Source organism: Streptomyces sp. NPDC031132 (genome assembly GCF_055570595.1).
Genome location: NZ_JBVIGX010000055.1, coordinates 11,495 through 29,290, shown reverse-complemented (window position 1 = coordinate 29,290; position 17,796 = coordinate 11,495). Strand labels below are relative to the sequence as shown.

The window sequence follows — 17,796 nt, the reverse complement described above, 5'->3', positions numbered from 1 at the left end:
CGTCGCCTCCCTCCTCCGCCTTGCGATCACACGCACCAGACCCCACCGGCCCCGCCCTCACGGGCGGACGACGCTACTTAGACGACACCCCCTAGGGCACGGTGAAGAGGACCTTGTCCTCGTCCGCGGCGGGGTTCGCCTGCTTGAGCCTGGCCCTGACGCTGGATCCGAGCTGGAGATCAAGGCCGTTGGTCGAGACGACCTTGGCCAGCACGGCCGGGTCGGCCAGGAACACCTTGCCCTCGCGCGGCCTGCCCCGCTCTGCGTCGGTGTCGATGACCGCGGCGTCGAACACCTCGCCCACGCGGTCCTTGAGCACCGCGGCCTCGGCCAGGTCCACGGTCTGCCGGTCCGCCAGGCCGCCCTTCCCCCGAGCCGCGTCGCACGGGATGCAGGACAGGGCGTCGAGCACCCAGTTCGGCGGGGCCTTGTCCGCGCACGCCGCCACGCACAGCTCACCGGTGTACCGGTCGACCAGGCGCCGCAGCGGAGCCGTGCAATGGGCGTACGGGGCCGCGATCGCCGCGTGCATCGTGTACGCCGGCTTCTGGTTGTCGCGGAAGACGGTGTACTCCGCCTTGAGCATCGTGCTCGTGGCCTCGGTGAGGAAGGCCATGTGCTGCTGGTTCTGGGGATCGAGCCCCCGGACCAGCGTGGCGTACGAGATGCCGGGCCGCCAGGCGATGCCCAGGGCCTTCGCGAGGTCGTGCAAGCGCTTGATCACGTTCTGATCGGCCTGCTCCTTCTGGGTCCGCAGGATGCCGGTACCCGTGTCGAGCATGATCTGGGCCGCGGACATCCCTGTCATGAGGGAGATCTGCTCGTTCCAGCCCTCGACCGGCAGCGTCGCCACATAGCGCAGCTGGAACGATCCGTCCTTGAGGGTGACCTCCTGGTCCGGCAGATTCACCGAGATGCCGCCGCGCGCGATTTCGACGGCCTCCCGCAGTTCGCCGATCTCGCGCAGCAGGGCGAGGGACTCCGGCGCCGTGCCGTTCTCGATGGCCTGCTGGGCGCCGGTGTAGTCGAACCGGGCCTGACTGCGGATCAGGGCCCGGCTCACGGACGAGTCGGTCAGATTGCCGTGGGCGTCGAGGTCGTGCTGCCACAACAGGGCGGGGCGGTCCTCGTTCGGCAGCAGGCTGGCCCCACCCTCGGAGAGGACGGGCGGATGCAGGGGCACCTTGAGGTCGGGGAAGTACAGCGTCTCGACCCTGTCGTGCGCCTCGACGTCCACAGGGCTGCCCGCCCTGACGAAGGTCGCCACGTCCGCGATGGCGTAGTGCACCCGGTAGCCGCCACCGGGCCGCCGTTCCAGGTGCATGGCCTGGTCGAGGTCCCTCGAGGTCGGCGGATCGATCGTGAAGAACGGCAGGTTTGTGGCGTCCTTGTCGGGCATGCGCGCCTCACGCGCGGCCTTGTCGGCCGCTTTGAGTACGCGCTTGGGGAAGCTCAGGGGGACCTTCAGCTCCGCGCGGAGTTCCTCCAGCGCGGTGCGCAGAGCGTCCTGGGCCTCGGCAGACATGTGCATCGGGCGGCGTCGCATGCCCCGAGCGTAGGGCGGCGGTCACGAACCGGCGCGGCGAGCGGGGCCGGGCGGAGGAGGGGACCGGGGCGACGGCGGCCGCGCGCGGAGGGCACATCCCCGGACCACACACCTCGGGGGCGGGCGGACTCAGGAGCCGCCGCGGAGGCGTTCGCGGACCCTTTCCACCACGTCCGCGTACCGCGCCTCCGCGCCGTACCGCGTCGGCTCGTAGTACTGCTTCTCGTGCACGGCATCAGGCGCGTACTGCTGAGCAGCGATCGCGCCCGGCACGTCGTGCGGGTACACGTACCCCACCGCGTGGCCCAGCTTGGCCGCGCCCTTGTAGTGCCCGTCCCGCAGATGCGTCGGCACCGGGCCCGCCAGCCCCGCGCGGACATCCGCCAGTGCCGCGCCGATCGCGGTCGTCGCGGTGTTCGACTTCGGCGCCAACGCCAGCGCGATCGTCGCGTGGGAGAGGGTCAGCGCGGCCTCGGGGAAGCCGATCATCGCCACCGCCTGCGCCGCGGCCACCGCGAGCGGCAGGGCCGTCGGGTCCGCCAGCCCGATGTCCTCGCTCGCCGAGATCATCAGGCGGCGCGCGATGAACCGCGGGTCCTCCCCCGCCTCGATCATCCGCGCCAGATAGTGCAGCGCCGCGTCCACGTCCGAGCCGCGGATCGACTTGATCAGCGCGCTCGCCACGTCGTAGTGCTGGTCCCCGTCCCGGTCGTACTTCACGGCCGCCCGGTCGACCGCCTCCTCCACCGTCTGAAGGCTGATCTCGGGCTCCCCCTTGGCGATCGCCGAACCGGCACCGGCCTCCAGCGCCGTCAGCGCCCGCCTGGCATCGCCGCCGGCGATCCGCAGCAGGTGCGCCTCCGCGTCCGCCGGCAGGGTCACGGCCCCGCCCAGCCCCCGCTCCTCCGTCAGCGCCCGCCGCATCAGCGCGCTCAGGTCCTCGTCCGTCAGCGGCTCCAGCGTGAGCAGCAGCGACCGCGACAGCAGCGGGGAGATGATCGAGAAGTACGGGTTCTCCGTGGTCGCGGCGATCAGCGTCACCCAGCGGTTCTCCACGGCCGGGAGCAGCGAGTCCTGCTGGGCCTTGCTGAAGCGGTGGATCTCGTCGAGGAAGAGGACCGTGTCCTTGCCGTACCCGCCGGCCGCCCGCTTGGCGCCCTCGATGACGGCACGTACCTCTTTCACGCCCGCGGTGATCGCCGACAGCTCCACGAACCGCTTCTGCGTCGCCTGGCTCACCACGTACGCGAGGGTGGTCTTGCCGATGCCCGGCGGGCCCCACAGGATCACCGACGACGCGCCGGCCGGACCGCCCGCCCCGTCCCCGACCAGCCGCCGCAGTGGTGATCCGGGCTTCAGCAGGTGCTGCTGGCCGACGACCTCGTCCAGGGTGCGCGGGCGCATCCGGACGGCGAGCGGGGAGCTCGCCGGATCCTTCTCCCGGCGGTCTTCGGCAGCGGCGGTGAACAGGTCTGGTTCCACACAGGAAGCCTATGCGAGCCCACCGACAGCGGGCCCCGGGCTCATGAGGTCCAGAAGTCCCACCAGCGGGTCAGGATCAGCATGCCGATGATCCCGACGTGCAGGACCGGCAGCACCCAGGTGAACTCGTCGAGAAAGGAGCGCAGCCAGCCCGGCGCGGGCAGCAGGCCCTCCCGCACGTTGTGCGCGGTCACGTACCAGAACATGAAGATCGTGGCGACCCAAGCCAGCGAGCACCACAGGCACAGCGAGTTGATGTTGTACAGCGACTGGTACGTCAGCCAGGCGCAGAACACGACGCCGAACAGCATGCCCGCGTTGAAGGTCAGCCAGTACCAGGGGCGGAACCGGGCCCCTGCCAGCACGCTCATGCCGACGCAGACCACGATCCCGTACGCGACCAGCCCGAGCATCGGGTTCGGGAAGCCGAAGGCGGACGCCTGGTCGCTCTTCATGATGTTGCCGCAGGAGACGATCGGGTTCAGGCTGCAGCCCGGCGTGAAGTTCGGGTCCTCGAGCAGCTTGAACTTGTCGATCGTGATCACCCAGGCCGCGAGCAGTCCCGCGGCGCCCGTGATCACCAGCAGCAGGGCGAGTGCCCGGCTGGCGCCGACCGTCCGCGGGGCGGGGTCTGCGTCCGTACCTCGTGTCGTCATACCGCCCGCTCCACATCTGCAAGGTCAACAAGCACCGGCCATTGTGCCGTACTGAGCCGGTGTCCACCGTTCGGTGGACATAAGGACGTACGCACGGGGGGACCGGTGGAGCGGGTTCCGCCACACCATGTGGGACATGACACGGAACGCGGTGGAAGTACGGGGGCTTCGCAAGCAGTACGGCGAAGTCACCGCAGTGGACGGACTCGATCTGACGATCCGGCAGGGCGAGGTCTTCGGCCTCCTACGGCGCCGCACCGGTGCGGGAAATGGGGAAGGGGCGGGGCGGGGAGAAGCTCCGCGCAGCGGAACAGCCCCGGCCCCGCCCGAAGAGCGGCAGCGGCAGCGGTCAGGCCAGCCGGGTCCGGAGGACCTCGACCACGTCCGCCACGGCGACCGGGGACTGTTCCCCGGACTCCATGTCCTTCAGCTGGACCACGCCCTCCGCGAGGTCACGGTCACCCGCGACCACCGCGAACCGCGCCCCCGACCGGTTCGCGTCCTTCATCGCACCCTTGAGGCCCTTGCCCCCGTACGAGATGTCCGCCGCGACACCGGCCTTGCGCAGCTCCGTCACCAGACCGAACAGCACCGGCTTCGCCTCGCCCAGCGCCACCGCGAACACCGACGTCGTCGGCGGGATGTCCAGCTCGACACCCTCCGCCTCGAGCGCCAGCACCGTACGGTCCACGCCCAGCGCCCAGCCCACCGACGGCAGCGCCGGCCCGCCGATCATCTCGGACAGGCCGTCGTAGCGGCCGCCGCCGCCCACCGCCGACTGCGAGCCCAGACCGTCGTGCACGAACTCGAAGGTGGTGCGGGTGTAGTAGTCCAGGCCCCGCACCAGCTTCTCGTCGTCCTCGAAGGACACGCCCGCCGCCGTGATCAGCGCCCGGACCTCCTCGTGGTACGCCTTGCACGCGTCGCACAGGTAGTCGCGCAGCATCGGCGCGCCGACCAGCTGCTTCTGCACCTCGGCCCGCTTGTCGTCGAGGACGCGCAGCGGGTTGATCTCGGCCCGGCGCACGGTCTCCGCGTCCAGGTCCAGCCCCCGCAGGAAGCCCTGGAGCGCCTCCCGGTACACCGGGCGGCACTCCTTGTCGCCCAGCGAGTTCAGCAGGATCCGGAAGTTCCGCAGCCCCAGCGCGCGGTACGCCTGGTCGGCCAGGATGATCAGCTCGGCGTCCAGCGCCGGGTCCTCGGCGCCGATCGCCTCCGCGCCGACCTGCGAGAAGTGGCGGTAGCGGCCCTTCTGCGGGCGCTCGTAGCGGTAGTACGAGCCCGAGTACCAGAGCTTCACCGGAAGGCCGCCGGCCTTGTGCAGGTTCGCCTCCAGCGCCGCGCGCAGCACGGACGCGGTGCCCTCGGGACGCAGCGCGAGGTTGGCCCCGCCCTTCGTCGTGAGGGTGTACATCTCCTTGGTCACGATGTCGGTGGACTCGCCGACACCGCGCGCGAAGAGGTCGACGTCCTCGAAGCCCGGCGTCTCGACGTACCCGTAGCCGGACAGCCGCAGGGGGCCGGAAATGGCGTCGCGGACGGCCAGGTACTTCGCCGAGTACGGCGGGATCAGGTCGTACGTGCCCTTGGGGGCCTTGAAGGTGCTCACGAAACTCTCGTCACATTCCTCGTCGTGGAGACGTGAAGCCGTCTCCCAGGCCGGCGGCCACCTGCCGCAGGTACGGGTTGGTGGCGCGCTCACGGCCCATGGTCGTGTGCTCGTTGTGACCGGGCAGCACCACGGTCGAGTCGTCGAGCGGCAGGCACACGCGGGCCAGCGACTCGAGCATCTCGGCGTGGGAGCCGCCGGGCAGGTCGGTACGTCCGATGGAGCCGGCGAACAGCAGGTCGCCCGAGAACAGCAGCGGCGGGACGTCCCCCGCCTCGGGCGTCCCGAAGGTCACCGACCCCCTGGTATGCCCGGGCGCGTGCGACACGGTGAGCTCCATGCCCGCGAGGGCGAGCTTCGCACCGTCCGTCAGTTCCTTCACGTCGGAGGGTTCTCCCACGGTGAGCTCGCCCATCAGCTGCGCTCCGATGGAACGCCCCAGCGCCTTCTCCGGGTCGCTCATCATGTAGCGGTCCTCGGGGTGGATCCAGGCCGGTACGTCGTGCGCTCCGCACACCGGGACCACCGAGGCCACATGGTCGATGTGGCCGTGGGTGAGGACGACCGCGACGGGCCTGAGCCGATGCTTCTTCAGCGTCTCCTCGACACCCTGAGTGGCCTGGTGGCCCGGGTCGATGATGACGCACTCCTCACCGGCGGCGGGGGCGACCACGTAACAGTTGGTCCCCCAGGCCCCGGCGGGGAATCCGGCAATCAGCACGTTCGTCCTCAATCGTCGTCCGGCGGGAGCTTCAGCAGCGGCCGAGATTGGAATGCTGCTGCTCAGAGCCTACCGGCGCCGCTCGTTACACAGCGAACCCATATACGGTACGGCCTAACCGAGCCCGGACAGCGGTGCCATACACGTACAAGGAGACGACCCGGTGGTCACGAGCGATCAGCGGCGGCGACAGCTCGCCAGGGAGAAGTACGAGCGCCAGCAGAAGCGCCGGGCCGAGGCCCGGCGGAAGTCGCGCCAGCGTGCGGCCGTGATCGGCGCGGCGGTGGCCGTGGTGGTCGCGACGCTGGTCGGCCTCGTCCTGGGCGGCGTCTTCGACAAGGACAAGAAGGACCAGGCGGCGGATCCTGCGGCGAACCCGTCGGCCTCGCCCTCGCCGAAGCAGTCGCCCTCGCCGGCGATGGCGATCGACAAGAACGCCAAGTACACGTTCGACCTGAAGACCAGCGCGGGCGAGATCAAGTTCGAGATGGACGCGGCGAAGACGCCGGAGACCGTCAACTCGTTCAAGTCGCTCGCGGACAAGGGCTTCTTCGACAACACCAAGTGCCACCGCCTGACCACGTCCGGGATCTACGTACTCCAGTGCGGCGACCCGGAGGGCACGGGCATGGGCGGCCCCGGCTACACCATCGCGGACGAGAACCTCGACTCCCTGGGCAAGCCGAACGAGCAGGGCCAGGTGACCTACCCGGCGGGCACGGTGGCGATGGCCAACACCGGCCAGCCGCACAGCGGCGGCAGCCAGTTCTTCCTGGTCTACAAGGACAGCCCGCTGCCGCCGTCGTACACGCCGTTCGGCAAGATCGACGCGGCGGGCCTGAAGGCGCTCGAAGCGGTGGCCAAGGCCGGTACCGCGGACGGCGGCCAGGACGGGGCCCCCAAGACCCCGGTGACCGTCGAGAAGGGCGCCGTCACCCAGAACTGACGGGTTCCGGCGGCCTCGGGACCGGCTGCTGTCCGGCCCCTACGGCGATATTCCGTCGTGCGGGATGCGGACAGCCGGCCCGGCGGTCGCCTATGTTGGCGTTGTGCAGGGCGGGCGCTGCCCGCCCCAGGAAACTGTGGACGATGCCCAGGGGGTGAACCCCTCGCAGGCATCAGGTGGAGGAGGCGCTGTGAGCAGCGACCCGTGGGGCCGCGTCGACGAGACGGGCACCGTGTACGTGCGTACTGCCGAGGGCGAGAAGGTCGTCGGCTCTTGGCAGGCGGGCACCCCTGAGGAGGCCCTGGCCTACTTCGAGCGCAAGTACGAGGGCCTGGTGGTCGAGATCGGCCTCCTCGAACGGCGGGTGCGGACCACCGATCTGTCCGCCAAGGACGCGCAGACGGCCATCGACCACCTGCGCACGCAGGTGGAGGAGCACCACGCCGTGGGCGACCTCGACGCCCTGCGCGTCCGGCTGGACAAGCTGGTCGCGACCGTGGACTCGCGGCGCGAGGAGCGCAAGGTCCAGAAGGCCAAGCAGACGGACGAGGCCCGTGCGGCCAAGGACGCGCTGGTGGCCGAGGCCGAGCAGCTGGCGCAGAGCGACCAGTGGCGCAGTGCGGGCGAGCGGCTGCGTGCCCTGGTGGACACCTGGAAGGGTCTGCCGCGCCTCGACCGCAAGTCGGACGACGAGCTGTGGCACCGCTTCTCGCACGCCCGCTCCGCCTTCTCCAAGCGCCGCAAGGCGCACTTCGCCTCGCTCGACGCGCAGCGCGAGGACGCCCGCAAGGTCAAGGAGAAGCTGGTCGCGGAGGCCGAGTCGCTGTCGAAGTCGACCGACTGGGGTCCCACGGCCGCCCGCTACCGCGAGCTGATGGCGGACTGGAAGGCAGCGGGCCGGGCGCAGCGCGAGGCCGAGGACGACCTGTGGAACCGCTTCCGCGGTGCGCAGGACGTGTTCTTCGCGGCGCGCGGCGAGGTCTTCGCGGAGCGCGACGCCGAGCAGGTGGAGAACCTGAAGCTGAAGGAGGAGCTGGCCGACGAGGCCGAGAAGCTCGTCCCGATCACGGACCTGAAGGCGGCCCGGGCCGCGTTCCGCTCCCTCAACGAGCGTTGGGAGGGCATCGGCCACGTGCCGCGCGACGCCCGCCCGAAGGTCGAGGGCCGGATGCATGCGGTGGAGCGTGCGATCCAGGAGGCCGAGGAGGGCGAGTGGCGTCGTACGAACCCGGAGGCGCGGGCCCGTGCGGCCGGTCTGACGGGTCAGCTGCAGGCGGCGGTCGACAAGCTGCGTGAGCAGATCGACGCGGCCCGTGCCGCGGGCAACAACGCGAAGGCCGACAAGCTGGCCCGCGAGCTCGAGGGCCGCCAGGCCCTGCTGGACCAGGCGCTGAAGGGCCTGGAGGAGTTCGGCGGCTAGTCACGGCTGTACGAGGGCCCCGGTGCGGAATTCCGCACCGGGGCCCTCGTACGTGCGCTCCGTGCTCCGCGTGCTCCCGCGCGCTTCGGCTACGGCCTGCGGGCCGAGGTGACGCGGTAGACGTCGTAGACGCCCTCCACGCCCCGTACGGCCTTCAGGACGTGTCCCAGGTGCTTCGGGTCGCCCATCTCGAAGGTGAACCGGGAGGTGGCCACCCGGTCGCGGGAGGTCTGGACGGCCGCGGAGAGGATGTTCACGTGCTGGTCCGACAGGACCCGGGTGACGTCCGACAGCAGCCGGGACCGGTCCAGCGCCTCGACCTGGATGGCGACCAGGAAGACCGAGGACTGGGTCGGCGCCCATTCGACTTCCAGCATCCGCTCGGGCTGCTGGGAGAGGGAGTCCACGTTGACGCAGTCGGCGCGGTGAACCGATACGCCGCTGCCACGGGTGACGAACCCGATGATCGGGTCGCCGGGCACCGGGGTGCAGCAGCGGGCCAGCTTGACCCAGACGTCGTCGACTCCCTTGACGACCACGCCGGGGTCGGCGTTGCCGCGCCGCTTCCCGCGGGCGCGGGACGGCGGGACGCTCTCCTCGATGTCCTCGTTCGCGGCCTCCTCGCCGCCGAGGGCCTGCACCAGCTTCTGTACGACGCCCTGCGCGGCCACGTGGCCCTCGCCGATCGCCGCGTACAGGGAGGAGATGTCGGGGTAGCGCATCTCGTGCGCGAGGGTGACGAGCGAGTCGCCGGTGAGGATCCGCTGGATCGGCAGGTTCTGCTTGCGCATGGCCCGCGCGATGGCGTCCTTGCCGTGCTCGATGGCCTCGTCGCGGCGCTCCTTGGAGAACCAGCCGCGGATCTTGTTGCGGGCCCGCGGGGACTTGACGAAGCCGAGCCAGTCGCGGGACGGGCCCGCGCCCTCGGCCTTGGAGGTGAAGACCTCGACGAGGTCGCCGTTGTCGAGGGTCGACTCGAGCGGGACGAGGCGGCCGTTGACGCGGGCGCCTATGGTCCGGTGGCCGACCTCGGTGTGGACGGCGTACGCGAAGTCCACGGGGGTGGCGCCGGCGGGCAGCGCGATGACGTCGCCCTTCGGCGTGAAGACGAAGACCTCGTTGCGGGAGAGGTCGAAGCGCAGGGAGTCGAGGAACTCGCCCGGGTCCTCGGTCTCCTTCTGCCAGTCCAGCAGCTGGCGCAGCCAGGCCATGTCGTTGACGGTGTCCTGCCCGGCGCTGCCCTTGGCGGCCTGCGGGACGTCGGTGCGGACCTTGGAGGTGCCGGCGACGGTCTGCTGCTTGTACTTCCAGTGCGCGGCGATGCCGTACTCGGCGCGGCGGTGCATGTCGAACGTGCGGATCTGGAGCTCGACGGGCTTGCCGCTGGGACCGATGACCGTCGTGTGGAGCGACTGGTACATGTTGAACTTGGGCATCGCGATGTAGTCCTTGAACCGGCCGGGGACCGGGTTCCATCGCGCGTGGACGGTGCCGAGGGCGGCGTAGCAGTCCCGTACGGTGTCGACGAGGACGCGGATGCCGACCAGGTCGTAGATCTCCGCGAAGTCGCGGCCGCGGACGATCATCTTCTGGTAGACGCTGTAGTAGTGCTTGGGCCGGCCGGTGACGGTGGCCTTGATGCGGGCGGCCCGCAGGTCGGTCTGCACCTCGTCGGTGACGACGGTGAGGTACTCGTCGCGCTTGGGCGCCCGCTCGGCGACGAGGCGGACGATCTCGTCGTACATCTTGGGGTAGAGGATCGCGAAGGCGAGGTCCTCGAGCTCCCACTTGATCGTGTTCATGCCCAGCCGGTGTGCCAGCGGGGCGTAGATCTCGAGGGTCTCGCGGGCCTTCTTCTCCTGCTTCTCCCGCTTGAGGTAGCGCATGGTGCGCATGTTGTGCAGGCGGTCGGCGAGCTTGATGACCAGCACGCGCGGGTCCTTGGCCATGGCGACGACCATCTTGCGGACGGTCTCGGCCTGGGCGGCCTCGCCGAACTTGACCCGGTCGAGCTTGGTGACGCCGTCGACGAGCAGGGCCACGGCGTCGCCGAAGTCGCGGCGCAGGTCCTCCAGCCCGTACTCGGTGTCCTCGACGGTGTCGTGCAGCAGGCCGGCCATCAGGGTGGCCGGATCCATGCCCAGCTCGGCGAGGATGGTCGTCACCGCGAGCGGGTGCGTGATGTACGGGTCGCCGCTCTTGCGCTTCTGACCGCGGTGCCAGCGCTCGGCGACCTGGTACGCCTGCTCGATCTGGCGCAGCGTGGCCGTCTCGATCTTCGGGTCGTTGCTGCGGACTATGCGGAGCAGCGGTTCCAGGACCGGGTTGTACGGGTTGGAACGCTGGACGCCGAGGCGGGCGAGCCGGGCGCGCACGCGGTTGGAGGACCCGGCCGACTTCGCCGGCGCGGGCTTCACGGGCGGGGCCGGCGGGGGCGTGGCGGGGTTCGCCGCGGCCTGCTCGGCCTGCGGGTCGGGCTGCGCGGCGGAGAGTGGCTGGACCTCGTCTGGCAAGAGCGCTCCTCAGCGGATCCGGTGCCCGTGTCCGGTCCGGACAACCCATGGTAGCGATGGTTCCGGCCCCCCGTTCGCCGAGCCTCCCGTCAGTGCAGGTCGACCGCCGGGGCTCCGCCCCCGCACCCCGCGCCTCGGGGTGCGGGGGCCGGCCCCCGGCAGCCGCGGCGCCGCACGCAAAAGCGGCGGGCACCCGGGGTGGACCCGGATACCCGCCGCTCGGCAGCGAAAGGGATCAGACGACGATCAGGGCGTCCAGCGGGGCACCGCCCAGAGCAGCGCCCAGCTTGGCCCGGCCCGGCAGGAACGACAGCTCCATCAGGACCGCCACACCGGCGACCTCCGCCCCGGCCCGCCGGATCAGCGTCAGCGAGGCTTCGGCGGTACCGCCGGTGGCCAACACGTCGTCGATGACCATGACCCGGTCGCCGGCCGCCAGGTCCTCGGCGTGGACCTCGATCTCCGCCGTGCCGTACTCCAGCTCGTACGACTGCGCGAGCGTCGCGCCCGGCAGCTTCCCGGCCTTGCGCACCGGCACGAAGCCGATGCCCGCCTGGACCGCCACCGGCGCCGCGAGGATGAACCCGCGCGCCTCCAGCCCGACGATCTTCGTCGCGCCGTACTGCCCGGCCAGCTCCACCAGCGCGTCCGTCAGGGCCGCGAAGGCCTTCGGGTCCGCCAGCAGCGGGGTGATGTCCTTGAACATCACGCCCGGCTTCGGGTAGTCCGCGACGTCCTTGATCCGGCTGAGCAGCAGCTCGCGCGCCTCGGGGGACAGCGCGCTCACCGGCGCCGTCCCGGCCGGCCCTGGGCCACGACCTGCGGGGCGTCGCCCGCGTCCTGGCCCTCGTCGTCCGCGGACTCGCCCTTCGCCGCCGCGGCCGCCCGCTTGGCGAGCACCCGCTTCTTCAGGGCCTTCATCGCCGGCTCGCGCTCCTTGAGGTCCACGACCAGCGGGGTCGCGATGAAGATCGAGGAGTACGCACCGGCCGCGAGGCCGACGAACAGCGACAGCGAGATGTCGTTCAGCATGCCGGCGCCCAGGAAGCCGCCGCCGATGAAGAGCAGCGCCCCGACCGGGAGCAGCGCCACGACCGTGGTGTTGATCGAGCGGACCAGGGTGCCGTTGATGCTGCGGTTGGCGATCTCGCTGAACGTGTAGCGGGTCTGCTTGGTGATGTCCTTCGAGCCCTCCTTCAGACCGTCGAAGACGACGACGGTGTCGTAGAGGGAGTAACCGAGGATGGTCAGCAGACCGATCACGGTGCCCGGCGTGACCTCGAAGCCGACCAGCGCGTACACGCCGACGGTGATGGTGAGGTCGTGGATCAGGGCGATCAGCGCGGCGACCGCCATGCGCCACTCGAAGGCGATGGCGAGGTAGATCACCACGAGGACCATGAAGACGGCGAGGCCGGTCCAGGCCTTGTTCGCGATCTGGTCGCCCCAGCTGGGGCCGACCAGGTCCGCGTTGATGTCGGCCTCGGTGACCTTGAGGTCGGTGGCGAGCTGCTTCTTGACGCCCGCCGCGTCGTTCGTGTCCAGACCCGAGATCTGGATGCGCATGCCGCCCGTACCGAGCTCCTGGACGATCGCGTCGTGGCCCGAGGCCTTCTCCGCGACCTCGGTCGCCGTGGCGACGGAGACGGCCGTCTTCGGGGTGGTGAAGACGGCACCGCCCTTGAACTCGATGCCCATGTTCAGGCCCTGAACGGCAAGGGCCACGATCGCCGTGATGGTGATCAGGATGGAAACGCCGTACCAGATGAAGCGCTTGCCGACGAAGTCGTAGCCGACCTCACCGCGGTACAGCTTGGCGCCGAGATCTCCCAGCTTCGACATCTCTCACGCCTCCTTTGCGTCGACGGGAGCGGTGACGGAGCCGGTGCCGGTACGGCGGGACCGGCGCAGCGGCGGCTTGGCGCCGAGCCGCTTCGGGTCCAGTCCGGACCAGGGGTGACCGCTGGAGAAGAACTTCGTACGGGCCATCAGCGTCATGATCGGCTTGGTGAAGAGGAACACCACGACCACGTCGAGCAGGGTGGTCAGCCCGAGGGTGAAGGCGAAGCCCTGCACCTTGCCGACGGTGACGATGAACAGCACCGCGGCGGCCAGGAACGACACGAAGTCGGACACCAGGATGGTGCGCCGGGCGCGCGGCCAGGCCCGCTCCACGGCCGGGCGCAGGGTGCGGCCCTCGCGGATCTCGTCGCGGATGCGCTCGAAGTACACGATGAACGAGTCCGCCGTGATGCCGATCGCGACGATCGCACCGCAGACGGCGGGCAGGTTCAGCGCGAAGCCGATGCCCTTTCCGAGCAGCGCCATGATCGAGTACGTGAGGATCGCGGACACCAGGAGGCTGACGATGGCGATGAAGGCCAGGCCCCGGTAGTACACCAGCAGGTAGATCACCACGAGGATGAGGCCGATGGCACCGGCGATCAGGCCGGCCTTCAGCTGGTCGCCGCCGAGCGCGGCGGTGACGGTGGTGACGCTGTCCTCGCTGAAGGAGAGCGGCAGGGCGCCGTACGAGAGCATGTTGCCCAGGTCCTGCGCGGACTGCTGGTTGAAGCCGCCGGAGATCTCGGCGTTGCCGCCGGTCAGCGCCTGGCTCACGGACGGGTCGGAGACGACCTCGCCGTCGAGCACGATCGCGAACTGGTTCTGCGGCATCTGCTTGGTGGCCAGCTCACCGGTGATCTTGGCGAACTTGTCGGCGCCCTTGTCGGTGAACTGCATCGTGACGATCCACTGGCCGCGCTGCGGGTCGATGACGCCCTTGGCTTCCTTGACGTCCGTACCGGCGACGCCGGCGGGGCCGAGGATCCACTTGCCCCAGGTGTCGCCGCGCTTGCCACAGGCCAGCGTCGCGTCCTCGGGCTTGGCGCCCTTGCCGGCGGCGGCGCGCTGCGCCTCGTTGGTGCAGTCCAGCGCGGCGAACCTCGCCTGCAGGTCGGCGGCGGCCGCCTCGATGCCCGACGGGGTCGGGGTCGGGGACGGAGCCTTGTTGTCGTCTGCCTTCTTCGACTCGCTCGCCGAGGGCGAGGGAGTGGCGGTGGCGCCCGGGGCCTTGAGGGCCTCGCTGAGCGCACGGCCCTGGGAAGTGGCGCTGGACGACGGGGTGGCCGGGGCACCGGGCTTGCCGCTGCTCTCGGCCTTCGGGGCACCGGAGGTGCTCGCGGAGGGACTCGGCGTGGCCTCGGGGGCTGCCGGGGCACCGTCGGCGAAGGCCAGGACCGGGCGGAAGTACAGCTGGGCGGTGGTACCGACCTGCTCGCGGGCCTGCTTCTCGTTCGTCCCCTTGGGGATGTTCACGATGATGTGGTCGCGGCCCTGCGTCTGGACCTCGGACTCCGACACGCCGAGACCGTTGACACGGCGCTCGATGATGCCGACCGCCGTCTCCATGTTGGTCTGGTTGATCGCGTCCGGCTTGCCGGGCTCGCTCTTGGCCTTGAGCGTGATGCTCGTACCGCCCGCGAGGTCGATGCCGAGCCGGGGGGTCGTCTGCTTCGTGAGGAACATCCCCGCGGTGAGCGCCACCATCGCGATCAGGATGATGGCCAGGGCGCGCCCCGGCCTCCCCTGAGCCCCCGTGGGCCGCCGGCCCTTCTTCGGTGCTGCCACCTTGTCGTATCTCCCTGTCCAACCGCCCCGCGCCGGGTCAGCGCGCGGACGGCCACGAAAAATGTGTGGTGGGGACCCCTGCCCCCCGCAGAAGTGTGACTGACGGGGACCGCGCAGGCCGCCGGTCAGGCGCCTTCACGGTCCCCGGCCGCGCGCTACTTCGTGCCGGCCTCGCCGTCGGCCTTGCCGTCCTTGGGCTCGTCCTTCGGCTCGTCGGCCTTGGGCTCGTCCGCCTCGGGCTCGTCCTTCTTGCCCAGGTCGAGCTTCGGGGCCTCGTCCTCGGGCTTGTCCGCGTCCTTGTCCGCGTCCTTGTCCAGAGTCAGCGAGGAGGCGTCGTCCGGGACGACCGGCGTGTCGATCGTCAGATCATCACCGGCACCGTGGACGATGCGGTTGTACTCCGCGTCCTCCAGGACGGCGCCGATGGCGTTCTTCGCGTAGATCGCGTGAACACCGGGGGCCACCTCGAGGGTGACGGTGTCCTCGCCGACCTCCTTCACCGTGGCGTACATGCCGCCGATGGTGCGGACGCCGGCGCCCGGCGCCATGTGGTCGCGCATCTGCGCGGCCGCCTGCTGCTTCTTCTTCGCGGAGCGGGTCATCAGGAACATCGCCCCGATGAGCACGATGAACGGGAGGAGTGTCACGAGATTCACGGGACGGAGATCCTTCGCACGACCGCACGGGAGACGGCCTTTTTCTACGGGGGTGGGCATACCGACCTGAAGGGTCGGCATCGGCGGAGTCTAGGCGAGTCCGCACCGATGGAACAACGCCCAGCATGGCACCGCAGTTCCTGAGGGGGCGAACCTCCGCGCCGTCAGGCCCCGAACAAGCCCTGTTGTCCGCTTGATCCACTCCCGCCGTGCTGCGGCGGGACGAGTCCCAGGTGAGCCCATGCGGCAGGGGTCGCGACCCGGCCCCTGGGCGTACGGGCGAGCAGCCCCTCCCGCACCAGGAACGGCTCGGCGACCTCCTCCACGGTCTCGCGCTCCTCGCCGACGGCGACGGCGAGGGTGGACAGCCCGACGGGACCGCCGCCGAACAGCTTGAGCAGGGCTTCGAGCACGGCCCGGTCCAGCCGGTCGAGCCCGCGGGCGTCCACCTCGTACACCTGCAGGGCGGTGCCGGCCACCTCGCGGGTGATCACCCCGTCGGCCCTGACCTGCGCGTAGTCCCGGACCCGGCGCAGCAGGCGGTTGGCGATGCGCGGGGTGCCGCGGGAGCGGCCGGCGATCTCGGCGGCGCCGGCGGTGTCGATCTCCACGTCGAGGAGGCGGGCGGAGCGGTGAATGACGCGTTCCAGCTCCTCGGGGGCGTAGAACTCCATGTGCCCGGTGAAGCCGAAGCGGTCGCGCAGGGGGGGCGGGAGCAGGCCGGCGCGGGTCGTCGCCCCGACGAGGGTGAAGGGCGGCAGCTCGAGGGGGATCGCGGTGGCCCCGGGCCCCTTGCCGACGATGACGTCGACGCGGAAGTCCTCCATGGCCATGTACAGCATCTCCTCGGCGGGCCGGGACATGCGGTGGATCTCGTCGAGGAAGAGGACCTCGCCCTCCTGGAGGGAGGACAGGATCGCGGCGAGGTCGCCGGCGTGCTGGATGGCGGGGCCGGAGGTGATCCGGATGGGCGCGCCCATCTCGGCAGCGATGATCATGGAGAGGGTGGTCTTGCCCAGTCCCGGGGCGCCGGAGAGCAGTACGTGATCGGCGGTGGCGCCGCGCTGGCGAGCCGCCTTCAGCACCAGGTCGAGCTGCTGGCGGACCTTCTCCTGGCCGACGAACTCGCCGAGGTCCTTGGGCCGCAGGGCCGCCTCGACGGCGGTGTCCTCGCCGTCTGCTGCCGCCGCCACGATCCGGTCGTCGCTCTCGTCATCCCAGTTCACGCTGTCAGTCTGCCTTCTCGGTTCGTACGGTGGTCCTGCCGGGCCGCCGGTGCCCTGCGGGGGTGGTCGCGGCGGCCACGGGCCCCGGCAGCCTGCTCAGCGGGCTCGGTTCAAGGTCTGGAGGGCCGCTCGCAGGAGCTGGGGAACGGGGGCGGAGCCACCGGCGGCGATGGCCGCCTCCGCCTGCGGGGTCACCGCCGAGACCGCCTCCTCCGCCTCCCGGGAGGCGTAACCCAGACCGATCAGGGCCGCGGCGAGCTGCTCGGTCCAGGGAGCCGGCCCGGAACTCACGGGGGCGCGCTGCGCGCCCACCAGCGGCGCGCCCAGCTTGTCCTTCAGCTCCAGCAGCAGCTTCTGCGCGCCCTTCTTGCCGATCCCGGGGACGGCCGTCAGGGCCTTCTCGTCCCCCGTCCCGACGGCCAGCCGAAGGGCGTCCGGGCTGTGTACCCCCAGCATCGCCTGCGCGAGCCTCGGCCCCACCCCGCTCGCCGTCTGCAGCAGTTCGAAGACCTGACGCTCGTCGTCGTCGGCGAAGCCGTACAGCGTCAGCGAGTCCTCCCGCACGACCAGCGACGTGGCCAGCCGCGCCGTCTCCCCCATCCGCAGGCCGGCGATGGTGTTCGGCGTGCACTGCACGGCCATGCCCACTCCCCCGACCTCGATCACGGCCAGGGTGGGGGCGAGTGCGGCGACCGGGCCGCTGACGAAGGCGATCATGAGGGGCGGCCTTTCGAGGCGTGCAGGGCGACCGCCTGCTGGAGGCGGTTCTGGGCGGGGGCCCGCCAGATGTGGCAGATGGCGAGTGCGAGGGCGTCCGCGGCGTCGGCCGGCTTGGGCGGGGCGGAGAGCCGCAGCAGCCGGGTCACCATCGCCCCGACCTGCGCCTTGTCGGCCCGGCCGGAGCCGGTGACGGCGGCCTTGACCTCGCTCGGGGTGTGCAGGGCGACCGGTATCCCGCGGCGCGCGGCGCAGAGCATGGCGACGGCGCTCGCCTGGGCGGTCCCCATCACCGTGCTGACGTTGTGCTGGCTGAACACCCGCTCCACGGCGACGACTTCGGGCCGGTGCTCGTCGAGCCACTGCTCGATGCCCGCCTCGATCGCGACGAGCCGGTGTCCCAACTCCGCGTCCGCGGGCGTCCGTACGACCCCCACCGCGAGCATCGTCAGCGGGCGGCCGGCGACGCCCTCGACCACGCCGACACCGCACCGGGTCAGCCCCGGGTCCACGCCGAGTACGCGCACGCCCCCCACCCTCCTTCGACAGCCAGTGCGTGCAGGCTAACCGGTGGCACTGACAAAGCGGGGGGGGGGGGGGGGGGGGGGGGGGGGGGGGGGGGGGGGGGGGCGGGGGGAGGGGGGGGGGGGGGGTGGGGGAGGTGAGTGGGTGGA

15 protein-coding genes are annotated in these 17,796 nt (G+C 70.9%); 2 read left to right on the top strand and 13 right to left on the bottom strand.

What is annotated here, in order from left to right; genetic code table 11:
• Nucleotides 1-91: 91 nt before the first annotated feature.
• The 5 genes from ACZ49B_RS37030 to ACZ49B_RS37010 all read right to left on the bottom strand — a co-directional run bounded on the left by ACZ49B_RS37030 (nt 92) and on the right by ACZ49B_RS37010 (nt 6,014).
• Nucleotides 92-1,546, bottom strand: coding sequence for an RNB domain-containing ribonuclease (locus tag ACZ49B_RS37030; protein ID WP_468315122.1), 1,455 nt, complete (start codon nt 1,544-1,546; stop codon nt 92-94).
• Between the two features lie 129 nt (nt 1,547-1,675).
• Nucleotides 1,676-3,028 carry a replication-associated recombination protein A gene (locus ACZ49B_RS37025; protein ID WP_468315119.1) on the bottom strand — a complete coding sequence of 451 codons (1,353 nt, stop codon included), beginning with the start codon at nt 3,026-3,028 and terminating at the stop codon, nt 1,676-1,678.
• Nucleotides 3,029-3,069: 41 nt separating this feature from the next.
• Nucleotides 3,070-3,684: a vitamin K epoxide reductase family protein gene (locus tag ACZ49B_RS37020; RefSeq protein ID WP_030294558.1), complete on the bottom strand. Its 615-nt coding sequence runs from the start codon at nt 3,682-3,684 to the stop codon at nt 3,070-3,072.
• 349 nt (nt 3,685-4,033) lie between these two features.
• Nucleotides 4,034-5,293, bottom strand: a complete 1,260-nt coding sequence (gene hisS, locus ACZ49B_RS37015; RefSeq protein ID WP_468315116.1) for a histidine--tRNA ligase — start codon at nt 5,291-5,293, stop codon at nt 4,034-4,036.
• A 10-nt stretch (nt 5,294-5,303) separates the two neighbouring features.
• A complete protein-coding gene (locus ACZ49B_RS37010; protein WP_468315114.1) occupies nt 5,304-6,014 on the bottom strand; it encodes an MBL fold metallo-hydrolase in 711 nt (236 codons plus the stop codon).
• A gap of 163 nt (nt 6,015-6,177) precedes the next feature.
• Between ACZ49B_RS37010 and ACZ49B_RS37005 the strand changes: the two genes are divergently transcribed.
• Together ACZ49B_RS37005 and ACZ49B_RS37000 are read left to right on the top strand one after the other, a co-directional pair.
• Entirely contained in the window at nt 6,178-6,960 is a 783-nt protein-coding gene (locus ACZ49B_RS37005) for a peptidylprolyl isomerase (protein ID WP_468315112.1), read from the top strand.
• A gap of 190 nt (nt 6,961-7,150) precedes the next feature.
• Nucleotides 7,151-8,380, top strand: coding sequence for a DUF349 domain-containing protein (locus ACZ49B_RS37000; protein WP_383512079.1), 1,230 nt, complete (start codon nt 7,151-7,153; stop codon nt 8,378-8,380).
• 89 nt (nt 8,381-8,469) lie between these two features.
• On the opposite strand, the gene ACZ49B_RS36995 is transcribed toward ACZ49B_RS37000, so the two are convergent.
• The 8 genes from ACZ49B_RS36995 to ruvC form a co-directional block, all read right to left on the bottom strand.
• The gene (locus tag ACZ49B_RS36995; RefSeq protein ID WP_468315109.1) at nt 8,470-10,893 is read right to left on the bottom strand and encodes a RelA/SpoT family protein; all 2,424 of its coding nucleotides are present in this window, start codon (nt 10,891-10,893) and stop codon (nt 8,470-8,472) included.
• Nucleotides 10,894-11,128: 235 nt separating this feature from the next.
• The gene (locus tag ACZ49B_RS36990; protein WP_468315107.1) at nt 11,129-11,680 is read right to left on the bottom strand and encodes an adenine phosphoribosyltransferase; all 552 of its coding nucleotides are present in this window, start codon (nt 11,678-11,680) and stop codon (nt 11,129-11,131) included.
• Nucleotides 11,677-12,735, bottom strand: coding sequence for a protein translocase subunit SecF (secF, locus tag ACZ49B_RS36985; protein WP_468315105.1), 1,059 nt, complete (start codon nt 12,733-12,735; stop codon nt 11,677-11,679). Before secF ends, ACZ49B_RS36990 begins: the two co-directional genes overlap by 4 nt.
• Nucleotides 12,736-12,738: 3 nt before the next feature.
• Nucleotides 12,739-14,523 carry a protein translocase subunit SecD gene (gene secD, locus ACZ49B_RS36980; RefSeq protein ID WP_468315102.1) on the bottom strand — a complete coding sequence of 595 codons (1,785 nt, stop codon included), beginning with the start codon at nt 14,521-14,523 and terminating at the stop codon, nt 12,739-12,741.
• A gap of 155 nt (nt 14,524-14,678) precedes the next feature.
• A complete protein-coding gene (gene yajC, locus ACZ49B_RS36975) occupies nt 14,679-15,179 on the bottom strand; it encodes a preprotein translocase subunit YajC (protein WP_468315100.1) in 501 nt (166 codons plus the stop codon).
• Nucleotides 15,180-15,343: 164 nt separating this feature from the next.
• The gene (gene ruvB, locus ACZ49B_RS36970; protein WP_030294538.1) at nt 15,344-16,405 is read right to left on the bottom strand and encodes a Holliday junction branch migration DNA helicase RuvB; all 1,062 of its coding nucleotides are present in this window, start codon (nt 16,403-16,405) and stop codon (nt 15,344-15,346) included.
• A 96-nt stretch (nt 16,406-16,501) separates the two neighbouring features.
• On the bottom strand, nt 16,502-17,122 hold the full coding sequence (gene ruvA, locus ACZ49B_RS36965) for a Holliday junction branch migration protein RuvA (protein ID WP_468315097.1): 621 nt from the start codon (nt 17,120-17,122) through the stop codon (nt 16,502-16,504).
• Complete coding sequence (ruvC, locus tag ACZ49B_RS36960) at nt 17,119-17,649, bottom strand: crossover junction endodeoxyribonuclease RuvC (protein ID WP_468315094.1); 531 nt, start codon at nt 17,647-17,649, stop codon at nt 17,119-17,121. Before ruvC ends, ruvA begins: the two co-directional genes overlap by 4 nt.
• Nucleotides 17,650-17,796 lie beyond the last annotated feature (147 nt).

Bases quoted from the DNA above. Each gene is read 5' to 3' on its own strand.
- ACZ49B_RS37030 (WP_468315122.1), bottom strand. From the start codon at position 1,546: ATGCGACGCCGCCCGATGCACATGTCTGCCGAGGCCCAGGACGCTCTG.
- ACZ49B_RS37020 (WP_030294558.1), bottom strand. From the start codon at position 3,684: ATGACGACACGAGGTACGGACGCAGACCCCGCCCCGCGGACGGTCGGC.
- secF (WP_468315105.1), bottom strand. From the start codon at position 12,735: ATGTCGAAGCTGGGAGATCTCGGCGCCAAGCTGTACCGCGGTGAGGTC.
- ruvA (WP_468315097.1), bottom strand. From the start codon at position 17,122: ATGATCGCCTTCGTCAGCGGCCCGGTCGCCGCACTCGCCCCCACCCTG.